Source organism: Paenibacillus xylanexedens (genome assembly GCF_007676705.1).
Classification (GTDB): domain Bacteria; phylum Bacillota; class Bacilli; order Paenibacillales; family Paenibacillaceae; genus Paenibacillus; species Paenibacillus xylanexedens_C.
The window spans coordinates 1,164,346-1,181,044 of the sequence record NZ_VEBF01000002.1; the positions used below are offsets into that span (position 1 = coordinate 1,164,346).

At 47.4% G+C, this 16,699-nt stretch carries 15 protein-coding genes; 1 reads left to right on the forward strand and 14 read right to left on the reverse strand.

Translation table 11 applies throughout. The features are described from left to right. The 12 genes from carA to lspA all read right to left on the reverse strand — a co-directional run bounded on the left by carA (position 1) and on the right by lspA (position 11,510). Positions 1 to 1,143: a glutamine-hydrolyzing carbamoyl-phosphate synthase small subunit gene (carA, locus tag FS628_RS15195; RefSeq protein WP_047843735.1), complete on the reverse strand. Its 1,143-nt coding sequence runs from the start codon at positions 1,141 to 1,143 to the stop codon at positions 1 to 3. Positions 1,144 to 1,540: 397 nt separating this feature from the next. After that, complete coding sequence (locus tag FS628_RS15200) at positions 1,541 to 2,845, reverse strand: dihydroorotase (RefSeq protein ID WP_145323139.1); 1,305 nt, start codon at positions 2,843 to 2,845, stop codon at positions 1,541 to 1,543. A gap of 126 nt (positions 2,846 to 2,971) precedes the next feature. Further along, a complete protein-coding gene (locus FS628_RS15205) occupies positions 2,972 to 3,883 on the reverse strand; it encodes an aspartate carbamoyltransferase catalytic subunit (RefSeq protein ID WP_145324174.1) in 912 nt (303 codons plus the stop codon). Continuing rightward, the gene (pyrR, locus tag FS628_RS15210) at positions 3,883 to 4,446 is read right to left on the reverse strand and encodes a bifunctional pyr operon transcriptional regulator/uracil phosphoribosyltransferase PyrR (protein ID WP_145323141.1); all 564 of its coding nucleotides are present in this window, start codon (positions 4,444 to 4,446) and stop codon (positions 3,883 to 3,885) included. The genes FS628_RS15205 and pyrR overlap by 1 nt, the downstream gene beginning before the upstream one ends. Before the next feature lie 524 nt (positions 4,447 to 4,970). Next, positions 4,971 to 6,296 carry a DUF6080 domain-containing protein gene (locus FS628_RS15215; RefSeq protein WP_145323143.1) on the reverse strand — a complete coding sequence of 442 codons (1,326 nt, stop codon included), beginning with the start codon at positions 6,294 to 6,296 and terminating at the stop codon, positions 4,971 to 4,973. Between the two features lie 31 nt (positions 6,297 to 6,327). Continuing rightward, positions 6,328 to 6,648 (reverse strand): EamA family transporter, encoded by a 321-nt coding sequence (locus FS628_RS15220; protein ID WP_260871045.1) that lies wholly within the window; start codon positions 6,646 to 6,648, stop codon positions 6,328 to 6,330. Then, positions 6,635 to 6,925, reverse strand: coding sequence for an EamA family transporter (locus FS628_RS15225; protein WP_197997836.1), 291 nt, complete (start codon positions 6,923 to 6,925; stop codon positions 6,635 to 6,637). The genes FS628_RS15220 and FS628_RS15225 overlap by 14 nt, the downstream gene beginning before the upstream one ends. Positions 6,926 to 6,951: 26 nt before the next feature. Then, a complete protein-coding gene (locus tag FS628_RS15230; protein ID WP_145323145.1) occupies positions 6,952 to 7,584 on the reverse strand; it encodes an HAD family hydrolase in 633 nt (210 codons plus the stop codon). A gap of 18 nt (positions 7,585 to 7,602) precedes the next feature. After that, the gene (locus FS628_RS15235; RefSeq protein WP_145324178.1) at positions 7,603 to 8,493 is read right to left on the reverse strand and encodes a decaprenyl-phosphate phosphoribosyltransferase; all 891 of its coding nucleotides are present in this window, start codon (positions 8,491 to 8,493) and stop codon (positions 7,603 to 7,605) included. 203 nt (positions 8,494 to 8,696) lie between these two features. After that, complete coding sequence (locus tag FS628_RS15240; protein WP_145323147.1) at positions 8,697 to 9,950, reverse strand: LL-diaminopimelate aminotransferase; 1,254 nt, start codon at positions 9,948 to 9,950, stop codon at positions 8,697 to 8,699. Positions 9,951 to 10,060: 110 nt separating this feature from the next. Beyond that, a complete protein-coding gene (locus tag FS628_RS15245; RefSeq protein ID WP_440131281.1) occupies positions 10,061 to 11,023 on the reverse strand; it encodes an RluA family pseudouridine synthase in 963 nt (320 codons plus the stop codon). Further along, positions 11,016 to 11,510: a signal peptidase II gene (gene lspA, locus FS628_RS15250; protein WP_062835441.1), complete on the reverse strand. Its 495-nt coding sequence runs from the start codon at positions 11,508 to 11,510 to the stop codon at positions 11,016 to 11,018. Before lspA ends, FS628_RS15245 begins: the two co-directional genes overlap by 8 nt. 219 nt (positions 11,511 to 11,729) lie before the next feature. Between lspA and FS628_RS15255 the strand changes: the two genes are divergently transcribed. Next, entirely contained in the window at positions 11,730 to 12,467 is a 738-nt protein-coding gene (locus FS628_RS15255; protein WP_145323151.1) for a TraR/DksA C4-type zinc finger protein, read from the forward strand. 29 nt (positions 12,468 to 12,496) lie between these two features. On the opposite strand, the gene FS628_RS15260 is transcribed toward FS628_RS15255, so the two are convergent. Together FS628_RS15260 and ileS are read right to left on the reverse strand one after the other, a co-directional pair. Further along, complete coding sequence (locus FS628_RS15260) at positions 12,497 to 12,856, reverse strand: DUF5665 domain-containing protein (protein ID WP_145323152.1); 360 nt, start codon at positions 12,854 to 12,856, stop codon at positions 12,497 to 12,499. Positions 12,857 to 13,020: 164 nt separating this feature from the next. Then, entirely contained in the window at positions 13,021 to 16,119 is a 3,099-nt protein-coding gene (ileS, locus tag FS628_RS15265) for an isoleucine--tRNA ligase (protein ID WP_145323154.1), read from the reverse strand. Between the last annotated feature and the right edge of the window lie 580 nt (positions 16,120 to 16,699).

Below are 16,699 nucleotides of genomic sequence, written 5' to 3' on the forward strand. Positions count from 1 at the left end.
TTATTGTGCTCCTTTCACTGCGGCTGCCAATACGGCTTGACGCGGCTTTTGCGGGTTAGTGATTTTGTGCTCGCGAATCATCTCGATGAAGCGGTCGAACAGATAGCTGTTGTCGTAAGGACCCGGGGCTGCTTCAGGGTGATATTGAACCGAGAATGCCGGGAATGATTTATGTTTCAGACCTTCAATGGTTTTATCGTTATTGTTGATATGTGTAACTTCCAAGTCCGTACTCTTCACAGACTCTTCGTTTACGGTAAATCCATGGTTCTGGGATGTGATGAAGCACCGTCCACTCTCCAGTTCTTTCACCGGGTGGTTTCCTCCGCGATGTCCAAACTTGAGTTTTTCGGTATCTGCTCCTGCCGCAAGTGCGAACAATTGGTGACCCAGGCAGATGCCGAAGATCGGGTACTCGCCAAGCAGTTCACTGATCATGTTAACCGCGTGAGGTACGTCTTTCGGGTCCCCAGGGCCGTTGGACAGTTGAATCCCGTCCGGGTTCAGGCGACGAATCTCGTCTGCCGTTACATCGTGCGGAACAACGACAACATCACAGTTGCGTTTGCTAAGTTCACGCAAGATCCCTGTTTTGGCACCGTAATCTACGAGTACAATACGTTCAGCCGTTCCAGGGCTGTTGTATACATGCTCCGTAGAAGTCATTGGCACCTGGTTGCGCAGCTCGGCGATGGTAGTGTCTCCCATCATCTCCAGCAGTTCTTCCACAGGCTTCGATCCTGTTGTGAGAATTCCCTTCATTGTGCCGTGGTGACGAATCCGGCGAGTCAACATGCGTGTATCAATTTCGCTGATTCCTACGATACCGTATTCCTTGAGCAGATTGTCTACGCTATATTCCGCACGCCAGTTACTTGGCGTTGGCTCATGACGACGCACCACGAAACCGTGTACGTATGGACGAATCGACTCGAAGTCATCACGCGTAATGCCGTAGTTTCCGATCAGCGGATACGTCATGGTCACGATTTGACCGCAATAGGAAGGATCCGAAAGCACCTCTTGATAGCCTGTAATTCCCGTATTAAAAACGACCTCACCTGTAGTTTCACCTTCAGCACCGAATGCTTTCCCGGTGAACAGTGTGCCGTCTTCCAACAATAATCTTGCCTGTGCCTGCATCCCATTTCACTCCTCTGTGTTTATCAACGTTGAATGCATTGGGGTTGAACATGGGGGACGTTACGTTTGGTGCGGCTCCGTGGGCAGAAGACCCTTTGATCGCTGTTATCCCCGGATTACTTTTTATCATTGTTCAAATGATGTAATCCGGTGATAAAGGCGAGCACTTCGTTTCTTCGGGTTCTTTCTGCCCACTCCGCAGTAACGTTGGTGTCCAAGTTCAAAATCATGACATTCAACTTTGCTTTGTTTCGTATATTGGACTCTCGGCATGGTTTGCCTTGAGTTAATTTTAAGAGCTTACTGATGTAAAAATTGTAGATTAGAGTTATAAAGACTTGTTTTGAAAATTCAAGTTATAAGGTCTAATGATTTATTGAATTACTATGGTACTGTTTTATTGTTGTACAGTGTTGCTCCATACGCTTTTACCGTCCACCCATGTTTGTGTGGCCCAGCCTTTCAGCTTCCAGCCTGTGAATGGGGTGTTTCTTCCTTTGGTTGCGAACGTTGCAGGATCAACTGCTTTTTCTTCGTTCAGGTCAATCATCGTAATATCCGCTGGTGCTCCCTCTTCGAGCTTGCCTGTATCCAGTCGGAATACACGTGCCGGATCAGCAGTCATTCGTTTCACCAGGAAGTCCAAGCTCCACAATCCTGTTTCCACAAACTTTGTGTACAGAAGCGGGAAGGCTGTTTCGAATCCTACGATTCCGAAAGGTGCCAGCTCCATGCCTTTGGCTTTCTCTTCTTCACTGTGTGGCGCGTGGTCAGTTACGATCATGTCCAGCGTGCCATCCAGCAATCCTTCGATACAAGCCTGCACATCGCGTGGTGAGCGTAGCGGCGGGTTCATTTTCCAGTTAGCATCCATACCCGGGATATCTTCATCCGATAACACCAGATGGTGCGGACACACCTCAGCAGTTACTTTAATGCCGATGGACTTCGCCAGACGGATCAGGCGAACCGACTGTTCTGTACTTACGTGGCAGACGTGGTAATGAACTCCCGTTGCTTCTGCGAGCAGGATATCACGACCCACGTGGATGGCCTCGGATTCATTGGGAATCCCTTTGATGCCGTGACGCTTCGAAAACTCGCCTTCCGTCACATATCCACCAACAACCAGTGAGTCATCTTCACAGTGTGCAATAACCGGCATATCCATACTGGCCGCGAGGCTCATGGCATCCTTCATCATTTGGGCATTTTGTACGCCTACACCATCATCCGTGAATCCAATGGCACCAGCTTCTTTTAATGCAGCAAAATCGGTAAGTTCGCGACCCAATTCGTTTTTCGTAATCGCTGCATAAGGTAACACTTTCACCAGGTCGGCTTCTTTGGCTTTATCCAGTACCAGCTTCACAACTTCCGCTGTGTCTGTTACCGGTCTTGTGTTCGGCATGCAGGCGATCGTTGTAAATCCACCTTGTGCTGCTGAACGGGCACCTGTTTCGATCGTCTCTTTGTGTTCGAATCCAGGTTCACGCAGATGCACGTGCATATCGATCAATCCGGGAATGACCAGTTTGCCTGATGCGTCTGTCACATGATGCGCTGACTTTTCGGCATCCAGTACAACTTGGTCTTCCAGACCAGCGATCTTTTTAATTTTACCTTCATCTATAATGATGGTTTTCCGTTCAAGTTCCCCTTGTTGGTTCAAGATGTTCGCGTTCTTTATAATCTGTAGCATAATTGCCCTCCGCTTCGGTTCTGTCCGGCTTACCAGGCAAGCCGGATGATTTTCTTTATCGTGTACTCTCATATTGCTCTATAAGAACTTCCGTACCATCAGCCTATGACCCACAGCCAGACCCTGTTACAGTTTCATCGCACGTTCCATAACCGCCATGCGGATCGGAACGCCGTTTGCCATCTGCGGGAAGATCCGCGATGCTTCACTCTCCACAACCGCGTCATCTACCTCGACATTGCGATTCACAGGAGCAGGGTGCATGATAATCGTACTTGGTTTTAGGCGTGACGCACGTTCTTCCGTCAATCCGTAGTGTTCGCGATAATCCTCAGCTGAAGTAATCAAGCCATGTTGATGACGTTCCAATTGAACACGGAGCATCATGACTACATCTGCATCCAGCGCTTCTTCAAGACCGACATAAGGAGCATGCTCTGCGAGTTCCGATGCCTGCATCGTTGGTGGTGCACAGAATCGTACATCTGCACCAAACTTTTGCAGCGCCCAGAGGTTGGAGCGTGCTACCCGACTATGCAGAATGTCACCAATAATGGAGACACGCAAGCCCTTCAGTTCGCCGAATGCTTTCCGCATGGTGTAGAGATCCAGTAGTGCCTGCGTGGGATGCTCATTGTTACCATCTCCGGCGTTAACGAGTGGTACATTCACTTTCTGAGCCAATTGTTGCAGAACGCCTGCCGGTTTCAACCGGATCACGCCTGCATCAATGCCCATCGACTCAAGTGTGCGTACCGTATCGTAGATGGACTCTCCCTTTTCCACACTGGATGCCGCTGCCGTAAAGTTCAGCACTTGTGCGCCCAAGCGTTTCTCTGCCATTTCGAACGAGAAGCGGGTACGTGTGCTGTTTTCGAAGAACATATTGGCAACGAAGCGTGATTCCAGTACTGGAACCAGTTTCTCTTTCTGCGCTTCCCAGTGAGCTGCTCTGTTCAGAATCGACTCAATTTCTTCTCGGCTAAGTTCCTTCAGTCCAAGCAAGCTCCGGTCTCTCAATGCTGGTTGTGTAATCATCATGCTTGTTCCCCCCGGTTCTGAGTGATTTTGACTTCGTCCTGTCCGTCTGTTTCCATGAGTGCAACCTCGATCTCCTCTGATTTGGAAGTCGGCACATTCTTGCCGATAAAATCAGGTCGGATCGGAAGTTCCCGGTGTCCGCGGTCTGCGAGTACAGCCAGCTGAATGTTCTGCGGTCTTCCACAGTCCATCAGGGCATCCATCGCTGCGCGAATCGTCCGTCCGGTATAGAGCACATCATCGAACAAAATCACTTTTTTGTTGTGGATTGAAAGTGATTCAGGTGTCATAATCAACATTTCCTTGCGATTCGCTTTATTCTCGTCCAAGCGGTCATCGCGGTAAGGAGTCACATCCAGTTCTCCCCAGGGGACTTTGGCGCCTTCGATTTCTTCAATCTTGGCGGCAATCCGTTCAGCAAGGTAAACCCCGCGTGTACGAATACCGACCAACACACAATCGTCGATTCCTTTGTTTTTTTCCAATATCTCATGGGCAATCCGTGTTAATGCGCGGCGGATCGCCGTCTCATCCATAATGACATGTGTCTCTATGCTCATGCGTTCAGCCTCCTCAGGATTTCCCTTCAGCATCATGGCCCCGTGACGAGGAGAACAAAAAAGACTCCTTGCCGTGTTTATTGGCAAGGAGTCTCCGAACTTCAGACCGCTCTGAAGAAAGTTTACTCTCGGGGATGCATCGCTTCATTTGCCGCAGCAAAAAACGATGTATCGTTCACGTTACCTTGCCAGTCTCACGGGACTGATTTAAAGGTGCTATTCATGTCGTCCATATTGCAGGACCTCACAGGGTTCTGTACTCAATATGTCCGTTTGTCTTCATGAATTATGACAGAAAGACAACCCTCTGTCAACACCTCACCATCGCAGGTGAAAATCCTCTGCTACGTTCTTCTTAGAATCAGCAGTTAGGCCGAAAAACATCCATGCACATTACATCTCATTGGTTATTCATAATTATACAACAATTCTGCATATTTATCCATAGGCAAATGAGAAATTTGATATAGCCAAAATAACCCTCTACCTGCATCCACAGATGCGGTAAAGGGTTAATAATACTTTTAATGGACTGCGTCTGAATCTTGAAGGACCATACGATCCTGCTCCAGTTGTTCATAGGACTGCTTAATCGTGGATAAGGTCTCGATATGACGATATATATTATTACCGGCCGTAATAAGCACCGATAACATAAGCAGAACGATTAGTCCATTTTTGCCCAAGCCCGGACGAATACGGATGACGAAACCTCCACCCAACAGGAAAAACGCAAACAGATAATGTCCCGCATACAGATACATATCGTATTGAAAGACGGCCAGACCGAAGCCCACAACAACATGAAGCAAAAAAGCAAACAGAATATATGGCACAAGGGTCCACACTTCACGTTCACGAATGCCCTTAATGAAGCCCATGAGTGCCTGTAGTAAAATAAAGATACCTGTAATCTGCACGTAGAATGGATTGGAACGGGACAGATCCGTAACAAAGGCTGCCATGCCAGGGTCCAGCAAATGCATCTTCGGTGTCAGCATCGGATTAATGGTTAGCATGTTCAATGCTTTCCAATGAACAGCGAACTGGAATGGCGTTGCATAGCTGGTTCCGCCATTTTGTATGCCCAACAGCCAATTACTAACCCAGCTCTTACCTCCAAATGCAACATACTGAATCCCGGTAAACACGGCAATGATCAGAACTGCAAATGCCATGATACCAATATATTTCTTCCACCCCGCCTTATTGCGCCATGCATTCATATTGAAGAATGTGGCAGCAGCAAACGGTACGATGTTTGTCGAGGTTAGCCCGAAGTTAATCGATGCAAGCAATGCATTGGGTACATAACGTACGTCCTGACGCTCACGAGTATACTGCATGTAAACCACAGAGAGAAGGATAACGAACTGTACATACGGATACGAGTCCGGAATCAATGCGGTATACATCAAGTAGGAACTGAAACCAAACAACAAAGCGAACAGCAGCGGTGTGATCGTCGGTTTGTTTTCTTTTTGACTCAAGAACAGATACGCCAGCACCACCGAACCCGCATTGATCAACGACTGCAAGATTAGGAAGAACCAGTTGCCTCCCAGCAGCTTCGCTACAGCCGCAAGGGTAACTGCCAGAAAAGAAATGAGCGGATGGATAACAGAAGAACTGTTGTCCCCATAATACATCGAAGGATCAAAGTTGAATAAATTGATTGGAAACAGCGTCGTATTAAATGGGCTATACGCCCCCAGCATTTCTGCATTATTTTCAATATACAGAACATACGAGCCGTTCATTAAACCATAGAACACAGCGAACCCCGCAAACAGGAAAAAAGCTGTCCAGTTGTTTCTACGATTGTAAAATATGTAATCCAAAAATTTCATACTTTCATTTCACATCCAATTTAAATAAGTTCTAGAATACCAATAAACAAAGTCCGCCCATAATACATGCCACACCGATCCAGCGTAAAGGGCCCACCATCTCCTTAAATACCAACCGCGCTATGATGAGAGTCCAGACATATGTTAATGCGTTGGCAGGCAGTACGACGGTTAATGGAAGAAACTTCAACAACACAATATTCAGCAACGCACCCATCCCGTAGAATCCGAGTCCCATGAGCACATGCAGACGATTGCGACTAGTCGCATAAGCTTTCAATCCGGCCCCGCCCAGTGCACCACACAACGTCATGACAATTAATACGGCAACCATCCAGCTATCGATCAACACTGGTTAATGTCACCCCGATTCCAAGCAGCACAACAGCGGCCAGTTTCTGCACCGTAATTTCTTCACCGAGCAAGAAATATCCATAGATTAAAGCAAACACGTAGCTGGCACACATCAGAGGATAAGCAACAGAGAGTTTTTCCAGAGCAAAAGCTTTGATCATTAGAATCGCTCCAAGTCCATAACATAGAAAACCAACACCAAGGTAAATCCACTCGGTTAGTCCCCATTTCCAGAACAATTGACCCGTCGCTGTCAGAAAAGCGGAGACGAGCATTAACCATTTACCTGTATGACGTGATTTTATTTCCCCCACGTTAATGCCTCCATGTCCGGAACACGCTTGTTAATAAAGTATCGCTGACTCACAAGCTCCATGACCGGAAGGTCGGATAAGGAGTCCGAGTAGGAACATGACTGATCATAGTCAATTACCATGTTCTTCTCACTCAGATAAGCCTGAATGCGGCGCACCTTCTCTTCCCCTTTGCAATTACTGCCTTCAATTCTGCACGTGTAACCATTCGCATGACGGACGAGTTCAGTCCCAATTACATGATCCACCCAGGGAAAGTTTTTAAAATATTTCATATAGGCATGCGGAGACGCGGTGACCAGCAAGACATGATAGCCTGCTTCCTTGCGATGCTGCATCTCCACACTGGCCTCAGCAAAAATGGACGTACGCAAGCGAGTATCAAAGAAATGCTCCAGATCTTTCTCAGACATGCGCTCAATTTCTTGAAAATAGGAACGCTTGACTTCTTCAACCGTCATGAATCCCGCCTTGAATAACACGGTATGTAATGCAATGACAGGCAATCTCCATACCTGCCAAGGGTAACGCCGAACACCATAATGCACAAATTGAAACATGGAATCACTACGTATAATCGTTTTATCAATATCAAAGATCGCGACTTTCGTGCTTTTCACCCTGATCCCCCTCAGCCTTTATTCAAAGATAGTAAAGATTGTAACAACACTTATCACATACAAAATAACCGTAATTAATATGGGCTTGTCCTCAAACAGCACACGATCAGGCGAGCCCCCCTGGTTTTTCATATGGATTAGATACAAGTAACGGAACATGCCGTAAATGACCAGCGGAATTGTCCACATCAGATGAATGGTTCGATCTGAAGTGAATGTGAACAGGGAGTAGCTGATAATCGTAGCTGTCGTCACAATCGTATTAAATTGGTCCAACAAGGTAATGGAATAGTTATCCAAAACTTTACGATGTGATCCTGTGTTCCCTGCAAGCAAGGTAAGTTCATTTCTCCGTTTGCCAATGGCCAGAAATAACGACAGCAGCATTGTACAGATCAAAAACCATGGTGTGAAAGGTACATGAATCAGTACACCACCGGCAATAGCACGAAGTACAAAACCCGCTGCAATAGTCATCATATCCAAGATAACGAGATGCTTCAGCACAAAGGAGTATGACACATTCAACAGGAAATAGACGATACATAATACCCCAAATAGCGGGTTCATTACGAAGGCTGTTCCTACGGAAAGGATTAACAGGATAGTGCCGAACAATAACGCATGAGCCGGATTCACCTGACCCGAAGCAATGGGACGATACTTTTTCACTGGATGCTGCTGATCCCTGTCCCGATCCACAAAGTCATTCAAAATATAAACACAGCCTGCAACGAGGCTAAATAGAATAAAGCCAAGCAACGTCGCAAGAATGGTTTCCGTCCGAATCTCTTCAAAAGAGAAAAGTAACGCAGCAAATAACAGCAGATTTTTAGTCCACTGTTTGGGTCTTAACAATCTGATTAATCCTGAAATTGTACTTCCATTTTCTGTAGTCGGTGAAGACACGGTACTCGTTCGTGATGATAACAATTGTAATAACTCCCTTCAAAAACAACTTCTGTATATAACAAATAACGTAAAGATCTAATCATATGTTGCTTGTATAATTTTGTAAAGGGAGTAAATGAAAAAAATCTAATATGGACATAAAAAAGAGACCGTTTCCGGTCTCTTCGTTTTGTACGTAATGAAGCTATAGGGTGCTGCAATTAAAATTCGAATTGTACGTCGCTCAGACGACGCTTGATCTCAGCGATAACACGTTTCTCTTCCTCTTCACCTTTAGCTTCAAAGGTAACGGAGAAACGAACAAAGTTACCCGCATCATCCCAAGGTACGGACGAGATCAGTTTCTCACGGATCAGGAATTGGGAGAAATCTTCGCCCGATTCGAAGCGACGTCCGCCAACCACACCTTTTGGTGCTTCAACATACAGGAAGAAGGAACCTTTAGGTTTTTCAGCCTGGAAGCCCAGTTCATTCAGTGCGGCAACGAGCATGTCGTGACGACGGGAATATTTCTCTGCAATTTTTTCCGTGATCTCAGGGTGATTCAAACCATATGCAGCAGCTTTCTGAATCGCGATGAACTGACCGGAGTCGTTGTTGTCCTTCACGTCGCTGAATGCTTTGACTACAAGCGGATTACCCGCTACGAAGCCAATTCTCCAACCCGTCATATTGTAGGACTTGGACAGAGAGTGCAGCTCAACGCCAACATCCTTCGCACCAGGTACCGACAGGAAGCTGAATGGTTTTTTGCCATCGTACGTCAATGCTGCATACGGAGCATCATGGACAACGACTACGTTGTATTTCTTCGCCCACTCCACTACTTCAGTGAAGAACTCTACTGTCGCACTTGCGCCAGTTGGATTGTTCGGATAGTTCAAGTAGAGCAACTTCGCACGTTTTGCGATGTCTTCCGGAATAGCCTTCAAATCAGGCAAGAAGTTGTTCTCCTTCGTCAATTGAATGTTGAACACTTCTCCGCCCAGATACTTTGTATGTGTGCCCATAACGGGGTAACCTGGAACGGTCATGATCGTCACATCACCTGGATTGATGAAGCATGAAGGCATCATCGCCAAAGCCGGTTTGGAACCAATGGAGTGCACGATTTCAGTATCTGCATCGATACCTTCTACGTTGAATACGTTTTTCAGGTAAGAAGCAGCAGCAGCTTTGAATTCAGGAATACCATTATCGGCATAACCACGGTTCTCAGGTCTGGAAGCTTCTTCTGCAAGTGCAGCGACAATGCCTGCATCAGCCATCTCGTCTGGTTCACCTACACCAAGGTCAATCAGTTCCACATCGGGAAAATCTTTTTTGGCCGAAGCTTTGGCGCGTTTGATTTTCTCGAATTTATAAATGTTCGTGTCTTTACCATAGTTGGAGCCACCGATACGGTCGGCAAAATTAGTCTGAATGTAAGTTTCTTGATATTTATCGATACTCATAACGTTGTTCATCTCCTCATTTGACGCAAATTTCTACACTTAAATATGAAGGATTTGCGTATTCAAAGCCATGGACAAAGTATCTGAACATTTGTACTTTCTTGGAGCTGTTAACGACTGCGCAGTGAAGCAAGTACGTCTTCCATATCCTGTGGAAGCGGAGCTGTAAATTCAAGATATTCTCCCGTGGTCGGATGCACGAATCCAAGAATGGCAGCATGAAGAGCCTGTCCTTGCATTTTAATTCCTTTATTCCGTCCATACGTGGGATCTCCGACAAGCGGATGACCAATAAACTTCATGTGAACCCGAATCTGGTGGGTACGCCCTGTCTCCAGTTTCAATTCCAGCAAGGTGTAATCATTGATCCGCTCCGTAACGGTAAAATGCGTAACCGCATGTTTACTGTTGCGTTCGGTGACCGTATACATTTTGCGGTCATTGGTATCTCGTCCAATCGGAGCATCAATGGTTCCTTGGTCATGATTAAGATGACCATGAACGAGCGCGATATAACGTCTGTTCACCGTATGGTCCTTCAACTGAGCAGCCAGCGAGGCATGCGCACGGTCGTTCTTGGCAGCCATAATAAGACCCGACGTATCCTTATCAATGCGATGTACAATACCTGGGCGCAATTCCCCATTGATACCTGAAAGGTCTTTGCAGTGGTACATGAGCGCATTGACGAGCGTCCCAGACGTATGCCCTGGTGCTGGATGCACCACAAGACCACGCTGTTTATTGATCACGATCAAGTCGCTGTCTTCATATACCACTTCCAGCGGAATATCTTCGGCAATGATCTCAACGGAAGTTGGTTCAGGAATCTGTAGTTCAATCAGATCACCTTCGGATAACTTGGCATTGGCTTTGACTACAGCACCATTTACCGTAACGAACCCGTCTCCAATCCACAATTGAACTTGGGAACGAGATACGTTGTCCACAGCTTCCGTAATATATTTATCAATTCGTTCCTTCTTATGTTCAGCGGCAACGGTCCATTCCATACGCTCATTGCCATTCATTAGTTCTTCGTCGTTGATTTGTTCCTCATTCGGATTACTCATGATGTTCATTCCCTTCAATCTTCGCGGCTGCTTTTTCGCGCCGTCCTTCAAGCAGCGTCTCCACAATGATCAACGCTACACCAATACAGATTGCCGAGTCGGCGATGTTGAAAATGGGAAACGTGTAACTTCCAAAGTTAAGCTGTACAAAATCCACAACTTCTCCGGTCAAAGCCCGGTCAAGGAAGTTGCCGATCGCTCCCCCCAGCACTAAACTAAGCGCCACAGGCAGCAATTTGTGCGGGGTATCTTTTACCTTTTGCAAATACCAAATCAAGGCAACGACTACAATCACCGTAACCACAATAAAGAACCAACGCTGGTCTTGCAGAATGCCAAAAGCTGCACCTGAATTACGATGTGATGTGATGACAAAGAAATTGCCGATGACCGGAATTTCTTCTCTGAGTTCCATCCGGGTTGCAATCAGGAACTTGGTTCCCTGATCCAATAAAAATACGATAAAAGCGAGGATATAATACACCACGTTTGTTTGTCACTCCGTTCTTGTCTTTTCCAAACGATACCAGGCTTACGCCAGACTTGTTTATTGTAGCACAGCTGTTTGGAAATCGTCCACGACGCCCTGTGTTGCGATGCTCTTGGCAAAAACGATAACATTTCCCTTCTGTAATCCTGTCCTTAATGGTACATCCTACAATAGAGTCAAAAACCGGATTCCACACGGAATAGAAAGGGGAAAACCATGTCGCATTTTACTACTGAACAGCTGCAATCTTTACGATCCCAATTGATGACCGATAAGCGCGATATTGAACATAGACTGTCGGAAAATGAACATTATGGCCTCGGAGACTCACTCAAGCTACAGACGGGTGAACTGTCACCGATTGATAACCATCCTGGTGACATCGCTACGGAGGTCTATGAACGTGAGAAAGATATTTCCCTGCTGGAACACGATGAGTTCCAATTGGAGCGTATCGACTCGGCACTGCACTCCATCGAAGAAGGGCATTATGGTACGTGCGCAGTATGCCAGCAACCCATTCCATATGAACGTATGGAGGCTGTGCCCTACACCAAATATTGCAAAAAACATCAACCCGAAACGGTTGTCTCCGAAAACCGTCCTGTAGAGGAAGAGTTCCTCGCCCCGGCATTTGGTCGTACAAGTCTGGACGAACGTGATGACCAAAACGGTTTCGATGGCGAGGATGCCTGGCAGATCGTTGAGAGCTGGGGCACATCGAACTCACCAGCCATGGCTGAAGGACGTGATATTGACAGCTATGATGTTATGGCCATTGAAGCCACAGATGAAGTGGAAGGCTGCGTTGAAGCGTACGAAAGCTTTGTGGCAACAGACATCTATGGTCATGACGTATCCATCGTGCGCAATCGGCAATATCGCCAGTATCTGGAGAACCGTGAAGGCGAGGGCCTGTTAGAACCGGATATGGAGACGGATGACTTGTATTAATTGCACCTTAATATCAATCCCTACATGTCTTAGTAGGTATTCATATCGAGCTGGCGTTGGACAATGCGCACAATATCAGCGATGTAATCCCCAACAATAGGAAGATTGAGCGCCCCAAGCAGCTGTAAAACATAAATGATCGTTGCTGCGAAAAAGGTGAACCCAATTGCGATCCCCACACCTCGTGCGGCTCCAGACAACAAGTTCAGTCCAATCAGCTTCCAGGGTCTGTTTAGCAATTCCGTGTATTGCGCAATTCGGGAACGCTCCAGTTCATTAGCCAGTCGGTTAGTCAAGGTATGTAACTCTTCAATTTTGTCATGTGAAGTCAGATCATCTGATGTCGATTGTGAAATGGATGCAGATTGCTTGTCATCATGTTCGCTCATGTTTGCTCAGTTCCTTTGATCAATATAGATTGACTGTACAATAGAATCATTTCCTTTTTGCCTAAAAACCAAACGAGCCCAGATACAGGGAATATGTCCCTGCCTCTGCGGCTCGTTAGTTTATGCTCTATATTTTGTCACTGTTGAATGGGACATGCTCCGAATTACGCTTCGATGTAAATACCGATCGATTTGCCTCCGGCTTCAACACGTTCCATGCCCTCATTCGTGCCAAATGTCACTTCGGTTACGAGAACATTTTCACGCAAGACGTCATCAAACGCCTGAATAGCTTCCTGAAGGGATGCATCCACATCCAGTGTCAAACGTACTCTTTTCTCAATCGGCAGGTCCAGTCGTTTCCGCGTATCTTGCACGGCACGAACCACTTCACGGACCCAGCCCTCCTGTTCCAATGCTGTCGTGATTTCGGTATTGAGCGCAACCGTCAGACCGTAACCAGATGCTGAGGCAAAGCCTGATTTGGCCTGTTTATCAACCAACAATTCTTCGCTCGTCACTTGCAGCTCTTCGCCTTCCGGAGAAACGATGTTCAGCACACCTTCCGAAACGACTTTACGTGTCTCATCTGCGGACATCCCCTTGAAGAAGTTTTGCAGGAAACCTACGTTTTTGCCATATTTTTTACCTGCGACCTTCAGGTTCAGCTTCAATGTAAAGTCAACGAATTCCGCATCATTATGCTCTGTACGAATTCCTTTCACATTGATCTCTTCCTTGATGATCTCTTCATAACTTGCGAGGTCAAAGCCTTTATCCAGGGAAACGATCAATTCGGACAGCGGCTGACGTGTCTTGATACCTGTTTCGTTACGAACGTTACGAGCAAGTTCAACCACACGGCGAGCTGTCTCCATATCCTGTTCCAGTCCTGCATCAATCAGCGCTTCATTCGCTACTGGATAGTCTTCCATGTGCACACTCTCACCTGTTGCAAGGTTCAGGTAGATATCCTCTGCAAGCATCGGTGTGAACGGAGCTACCAGCTTCGCAGTAGTCACCAGCACCTCAGTCAATGTACGGTAAGCGTCCAATTTATCCTCTGTCAGGCCACTTCCCCAGAACCGGTCACGGGAACGACGGATATACCAGTTACTCAACTCATCAACAAACGCTTCAATCGCTTTGGAAGAGTTCAGATAGTCGTTAACCAACAACGCTTTTTCTACAACCAGGATCAGGCTGTTCAGTCTCGACAGAATCCAGCGATCCAGCTTGTGAGCGGACAGTTGGAACGGATGCTCCTGTGGATCAAATCCGTCAATGGTCGCGTAAAGCGTCAGGAATGCATGGGTGTTGACCAGCGTATCCACCATTTTGGATTTTGCTTCGCCTACGATGCCTTTGGAGAAACGTTTGCTGTTCCACGGTGCACTGTCAGACAGCAATGCCCAACGGAATGCATCTGTACCGTATTCTTCAATCACTTCCCAAGGATCGATAACGTTACCTTTGGATTTGGACATCTTCTGTCCGTTCTCGTCGAGGACGTGACCTGTAGCCATAACCGCTTTGTAAGGCGCTTTGCCTGTCAAAAGAGTAGACACTGCCAGCAAGCTGTAGAACCAGCCGCGTGTCTGGTCGATCCCCTCACAGATCATATCTGCAGGATACTGCTGTTCGAATACTTCTTTATTTTCAAATGGATAGTGCTGCTGGGCAAACGGCATAGAACCGCTGTCGAACCAGACATCAATCACTTCCGGTGTACGTTTCATTTCATATTTGCCACAAGAGCTCATGACTTTAACGTCATCCACGTATGGTTTGTGCAATTCAAGATTCTCAGGCACGTCGCCCACCGCACGAGCACGCAATTCAGCAATGCTGTGTGGAGCAAATTGCTCGCCAGTCTCCTCACATACCCAGATGTTCAGCGGTGTTCCCCAATAACGGTCACGGCTGATGTTCCAATCCACCAGATCTTCAAGGAACTTCCCGAAACGACCTTCACGAACATGACCCGGGTACCAGTCCACTTCACTGTTGTTGGCAATCAGTTGGTCCTTGATGGCTGTCGTTTGGATAAACCAGCTGTCCATCGCATAGTACAGAAGCGGTGTATCACAACGCCAGCAGAATGGATAGCTGTGCTCATATTTTTCTTTGCTGAACAAACGTCCCTTCTCGGACAGATATCTCACGATATCAATATCACAATCCTTCACGAAACGTCCGGCAAAGTCAGTAACCTCTGCGACAAATTTGCCTTCCAGGTCCACCATATTGACAAAGCTGATGCCATTCTCACGGCATACCCGGTAGTCATCTTCACCATGGGCAGGAGCCATGTGTACGATACCCGTACCACTTGCATCCGTTACAAACCCTGCGCCCAGAATGATGTTGGCTTTCTCAGCCTGTACGTAGTTGAACGGAGGATCATACGTTTTGCCAACGAGGTCGGCACCTTTCAGTGCACCAATGATTTCATAATCACCTTTGGTATCTTTCATCACTTTCTCAACCAGATTGGTTGCCATGATGTACACTTCGTTATCTTGACGAACACGGGAGTAGTCCATATCCGGATTCACGGCAAGTGCGACGTGTGAAGGCAATGTCCAAGGCGTCGTCGTCCAAGCAAGTACGAATTCTCCACTGTCATTTAGCTTGAATTTGGCTGTAGCGCTCAGGTCTTTGACGTCTTTGTACCCTTGCGCAACTTCATGGGAACTCAGTGTCGTCTGACAAGATGGACAATACGGGCTCACACGGTGACCACGATACAGCAGTCCTTTCTCGTGGATCGTCGCCAGAATGTTCCATACACTCTCGATGTAGTTATTATCCAGGGTGATATACGGGTTATCCATATCTGTCCAATAACCGATACCTTCCGTCAGATCACGCCATTGTTGCTCATACTCGAATACGCTCGCTTTACATTCGTTAATGAATTTCTCCACGCCGTAATCTTCGATTTCCCACTTATGGGAGATGCCAAGCTTCTTCTGTACACCCAGTTCTACAGGCAGACCATGTGTATCCCAGCCCGCTTTACGAACGACGCGGTAACCCTTCATCGTATTATACCGTCCAACGAAATCCTTGATTACGCGTCCCAGTACGTGACCGATATGCGGTTTACCGTTTGCTGTAGGCGGCCCTTCATAAAATACGAAGTTTGGCTTACCCTCCCGGTTTTCGATGGATCTTTTGAATGTATTCTCCGTTTTCCATTTATCTAACACGCGTAATTCTCTGGCACGTGCCTTTTCTTTGACGTCAACTCGTTGCATGATGATCAACTTTCCTTTCTTTAGTTAGATTGTGGACCGTCCACAAAAAGCGTTTCAATCCCCCTAAATCCCCCTTGCCAAGGGGGACCCCATAGGCGCTCCGCCCTCTGGACACCCGGGATAGGTTGTCGTTGGGGGAACGGTGGCGCTTATGGGCGAGGGTTTATGTGCGTGGTGGTGGCCATTCTGCGGCTGTTCCCTGCGTGAACGCCGCATGGCCTTACCGCGAGACGGGTATTGCCGGGTGCTTCGCTCCCCCGGCGGGGGCTCTCTCCTTGAGGTCCCTGCGGGCCTCATGGACGTTCGCCTTGGCGAAACCCGTGTTGCCGGGTGCTTCGCTCCCCCGGCGGGGGCTCTCTCCTTGAGATCCCTTCGGGCCTCATGGACGTTCGCCTTGCGAAACCCGTGTTGCCGGGCGCTTCGCTCCCCCGGCAGATTGGCTCTCTCCTTGAGGTCCCTTCGGGCCTCATGGACGTTCGCCTTGGCGAAACCCGTGTTGCCGGGCGCTTCGCTCCCCCGGCAGATTGGCTCTCTCCTTGAGGTCCCTGCGGGCCTCATGGATGTTCGCCCTTTTTTGAAC